This window comes from Dyadobacter sp. (assembly GCF_051859145.1).
Classification (GTDB): domain Bacteria; phylum Bacteroidota; class Bacteroidia; order Cytophagales; family Spirosomataceae; genus Dyadobacter.
In genome coordinates, this window is the sequence record NZ_JBHYGF010000366.1 from 1 (window position 1) to 4,205 (window position 4,205).

Below are 4,205 nucleotides of genomic sequence, written 5' to 3' on the forward strand. Positions count from 1 at the left end.
GTGTATTGAAACAGCCGTTTCCCGGGCATTTCCTTGTACTGCTTCACCAGTCGGGCGAGCTGGGTGTCGCGCAGGGTAATATCCTGTTTAACCCCTTTTTTACCCGTAAACATAAACCGGATCCGACTTCCCTTCACAGTAGCTGCGCGGGCGTCAAGTGTAGTAATGCCCGATGATCCGTGTTTCAGCTTATAGCGCTGGTTACCGACTCGAATGCAGGTTTTATCCATCAGCTTTACCACCAATGCAATGGATTTGTTCAGGTCAAAATCGCGCCTTCTGAGATCGTGCTCTACCTGTTCACGGAGGGCTGGAAGTGCATCAGAAAAAGTAAGCAGCCGGAAATATTTGGTTTGATTTCGGATCAGGTTCCATTGCGGGTGGTACCGGTACTGTTTTCGGCCTGCATCGTCTATCCCCGTAGCCTGCAAATGCGCATTCAAATCATTGCTGATCCACACTTCCTTCCACGCAGGAGGTAGTACCAGCGACTTGATCCGTTTGATCACCTCCTTGTCTTTAATCCTGTTTCCCTGTGGATCTACATAAAAGAAGCGCGGTGATTTTCCCTTACGCACGTACCCGGGCGCATAGCCCGATTTGATATAATTCAAACCCACAGCTGCGGCTGTCAGCGCGGGATCTTTTCTTAACTTTCTAATCTGTCGCGCGGATATTTCAGGTACTTCCGTGAGCGTCCCTACTGCGGTTGCTTGCATGTTCACAATCATTTACTTTCTAGGCCTTTGTTATAACAAAGTAGTACCAGCAGAAAGAGGTGAGACGTGCCGTACCAAATACTTCTAAATCAGCATCTCAGCGAGGTTACTATAAATAAAAATTCCTCAGCCGGGCCTGTGTCAGGCTTTGCTGAGGAAGTATATACTCAGTTTGAAATTTCAGGGTTGAACCTATTCTACCGGAAAGTATGCATTGAAGATGGAGCCTATTCCCAGTTCGGAAGAGGCGAACAGGAATCCTTTGTGGTTTTCCATGATCTTTTTGCAAATCGCGAGTCCGATACCAGTTCCGGGATAACGGTGCGCCGGGTGCAGCCGCTGGAATACGTCGAATATCCGCTCGCGGTACTCGTCTTCAAAGCCGATCCCATTGTCTATGAATGCAATGCGATAATACTGCGCATCGGCAACAGCCTTTTCTTCACCAATTTCGCTTCCATTCACTTTCGAAACGCGAATGTGGATCAATGGGATAACTTCCGGAGTTGTAAACTTGATTCCATTGCTGATCAGGTTCACAAAGAGCTGGCGAATTTGGAACGGGATCACCGATAAAACCGGCAGCTTGTCAAAGGTTACTGTCGCTTTTTTCTCTTCAATTGTATCCCGCAGATCCTTGATTACCGTAGAGGCGATTTCGTTCAGGTCCGTCCGCTCATATACCTTTTCCATATTCCCAGTTTTGGAATAGGTCAGGATATCTTCGATCAGCGTCTGCATCTTTTCGGCAGCAAACCGCATTCTTTCTACCGAATCCTTCACCTGTGCCGAGAGGTACGGATCTTCACGGTCAAGTACCTTGGAAGCGAATATCTGTATTTTCCGGAGCGGCTCTTTCAAGTCGTGCGTACTGATCCAGTTCAGGTTAGCGAGCTCTTTATTGGCCGTTTTCAGTTCTTCATTCAGGACCCGGTTTTTATCCTCTTGCACCTGGATGAGCTGGTAGTTGATATGCTTCTGCAATGCATAAGAAAAATTGGAAGCAGCGTTGAGCTCCAATTTTCTCCAGGGCAAACTCTTGTCTTTTACTTCAACCATCCAGAGTTCAAAGGATTTCCTCGGAGTAAGACGCAAACCATCTTCATTATTCAAAACCGCTTTGTCGGGATTACCAGCCCAGTTGATCGTTTCAATTTTCTCCGACCTGATCCACATAATCCCGTCCGGGTTCATGGAGGCTACCGAATGGTAGACAATACCTGCGGCAGACTTCGAAAACGATTTTGCTTCCGGGAAAATATCTGATATCCTATCTGTATGAAAGCCTTGCATGGGATACTTCTCAGCCAGCTTTGTCATCAAAGAAATCAACTCTTCGTCGCCTGGAACTACGCCATTTTTATATAACTGCCCATTGTAATAAATCACAGCCCCTGTCGCATTGGCCAGTTTGAGCAGGGAGGGTGATTGGTGGCAGGCTTCAATAAAGTCCTCGTTTTCGTGCAGCAGTGTGAGCGAATCCGATAATGCCTTGTCTACTTCCTGGCCCACTTCAAATTCCTCAGCAGTTTCTCTTACCGCAATCTGCGAAGTAAGAAAATGCCCCTGAAGCAAAGCAGAAAGCCGTGTATAATGAGGCAGTATTTTGGGAGAATAATGGTGGCACGCTATCAGGCCCCACAATTTTCCGTTTTGAAGAAGGGAGATCGTCAATGTGGCGCCTACCCCCATATTTTTCAAATATTCAATATGAATAGGGGAAACGCTCCGCAAAATGGAGAGGCTCAGGTCCAGGGATTGATTGCTTTTATTACTTCCCTCGTCAATGGTCAGCAAACGCACAGGCTCGTTATTAATGTCCGCGATCATGCGCAGCGGATTTCGGATATACAGCTCGCGCGCCTGAACAGGAATGTCCGTATGCGGGTACATCTGACCAGCAAAGGAGTCGATTTCGTCCACCTTGCTTTCGGCAATTACTTCGCCATTGTAATCGGTGTCAAAACGGTAGATCATGACACGGTCGTAGCCTGTGATCTCCCGGGTTTCGTTTGCAATTTCCTGGCAAAGCTCCTGCAGGTAAGTCGTCTTTTCCAGTACGGACACAAAGTGCCTTGTCTGGTTGTATAAATTCGGTAAGTTGATCGTCCCGTCGGGGAATGGTTCAAATTCCAGTATAATGGTGTCGCCGCTCTGGTGTACCGTTGTGTTATAGGAAACCTCTTCCAGGGTAAATACGAATGGTTGTGCGGTATCAATGACCCGCGCAGTTGCATACCTGGCAAACTCGCTGGCCTGCTCAGCCGGAACTACTTCATTGAGTGACTTGCCAAGAATCGCGTCTGGTTTCAGACTAATGTAGCTGCTGGTATTCTCGCTGCAGTATTCAATTCGGAGGGTGTCTTTTTTGATGCCAAACAGGAACCCGTGCGGCTGAATGCTCCCCGGAATGTGAATTGGTTCGCCTTCGCAATTCGTCAGGTTAACGATGTCCCTGTTTACTATATCCTTAATGTTCATTTCGACTAAATATTTCTGTCGCTTAGCCAGCTGTTAATTACTGTAAAAGTTTTTTTGGCACTGTCGATAATGGTCGCACTGCTTTGACTCTGGACGGCATATTGAGCAAGCAGGTACACAAATGATTTCCACATGCTGCCCGTCTGGTCTCCATAACCCCAGAAGTAAGCCGCGCCACTTTCCGGATCCAGCCCCAGCTTGTTATGAACATGCTTGTAAATGATCTTTCCGCCCAGGGTCGAACCTTCCATGACATACATAATCCCCATTGCTTCCGGAATGCCTGAACAATCAAACTGGTGGATTGGCAAGTCGCGGATCTGGTCGTCGCTCATTCCTGTGCGGGACAGGTCTTTTACGATCAGGGCAGATTTGTACCTGCTGCTCCAATCCGGCAGAATGTCGTTTAAAACCGGAAAAATCTGCAGTTCACAAGCCAATGTAATTCCATATATTTTTGACAAATACGCCTGATAATCGGATAGGGTAACAGCAGGGTCAAGTAACGTTTTGGAAAGCTGATTATTTTCAAGAATCTGATGACTTTCAGCAGTTTCAATTCTTAGATTCTTAATAAACGATTCTTGTTCATTCGCAATAACGGTCGTATCATTCATATAAGAACGCTGATTCGGGTATCAAAAATTAGTTAACAATCAAAAACTGTTCCACTTGTGTCGGAGTAGCCGGGTTAAGGCTCTGGAGCAGGCATTTCCTCAGGACATTCACCAGTCCGGCAAAGCTCGTAGGCTTCTGAATGTACAGGTTCGCTCCACCGTTATACGCCGATTCCCATAGGTACTGAGCAACGGAGGTAGACAGGATAATGATGGGTATATCTTCAAAGCCGGGAGTAGCCCTGATTTCTGCAAGACATTCGAGCCCGTTTTTTACCGGCATATTCATGTCAAGAAAAATGAGGTCGGGTTTTGGCTCGTTGCTATGGATCTTGTCTGTCAGCTCAACACCATTGGAGGCCACAGACAGTTGTGAATTGGGAGAGAC

At 46.9% G+C, this 4,205-nt stretch carries 4 protein-coding genes; all 4 read right to left on the bottom strand.

The genetic code is table 11. From position 1 onward, the window contains the following. Positions 1 to 719: DNA topoisomerase IB (locus ACTIE6_RS19105; RefSeq protein ID WP_439558164.1), on the bottom strand; the 719-nt coding region annotated here is incomplete at its 3' end. A 192-nt stretch (positions 720 to 911) separates the two neighbouring features. Continuing rightward, positions 912 to 3,200 (bottom strand): ATP-binding protein, encoded by a 2,289-nt coding sequence (locus ACTIE6_RS19110; RefSeq protein WP_439558165.1) that lies wholly within the window; start codon positions 3,198 to 3,200, stop codon positions 912 to 914. 5 nt (positions 3,201 to 3,205) lie between these two features. After that, complete coding sequence (locus tag ACTIE6_RS19115; protein WP_439558166.1) at positions 3,206 to 3,817, bottom strand: biliverdin-producing heme oxygenase; 612 nt, start codon at positions 3,815 to 3,817, stop codon at positions 3,206 to 3,208. 28 nt (positions 3,818 to 3,845) lie between these two features. Beyond that, the coding region (locus tag ACTIE6_RS19120; RefSeq protein ID WP_439558167.1) for a response regulator at positions 3,846 to 4,205 on the bottom strand (360 nt) is incomplete at its 5' end.

Coding starts and splice junctions, on each gene's coding strand:
- ACTIE6_RS19110 (WP_439558165.1), bottom strand. CDS start 3,200: ATGAACATTAAGGATATAGTAAACAGGGACATCGTTAACCTGACGAAT.
- ACTIE6_RS19115 (WP_439558166.1), bottom strand. CDS start 3,817: ATGAATGATACGACCGTTATTGCGAATGAACAAGAATCGTTTATTAAG.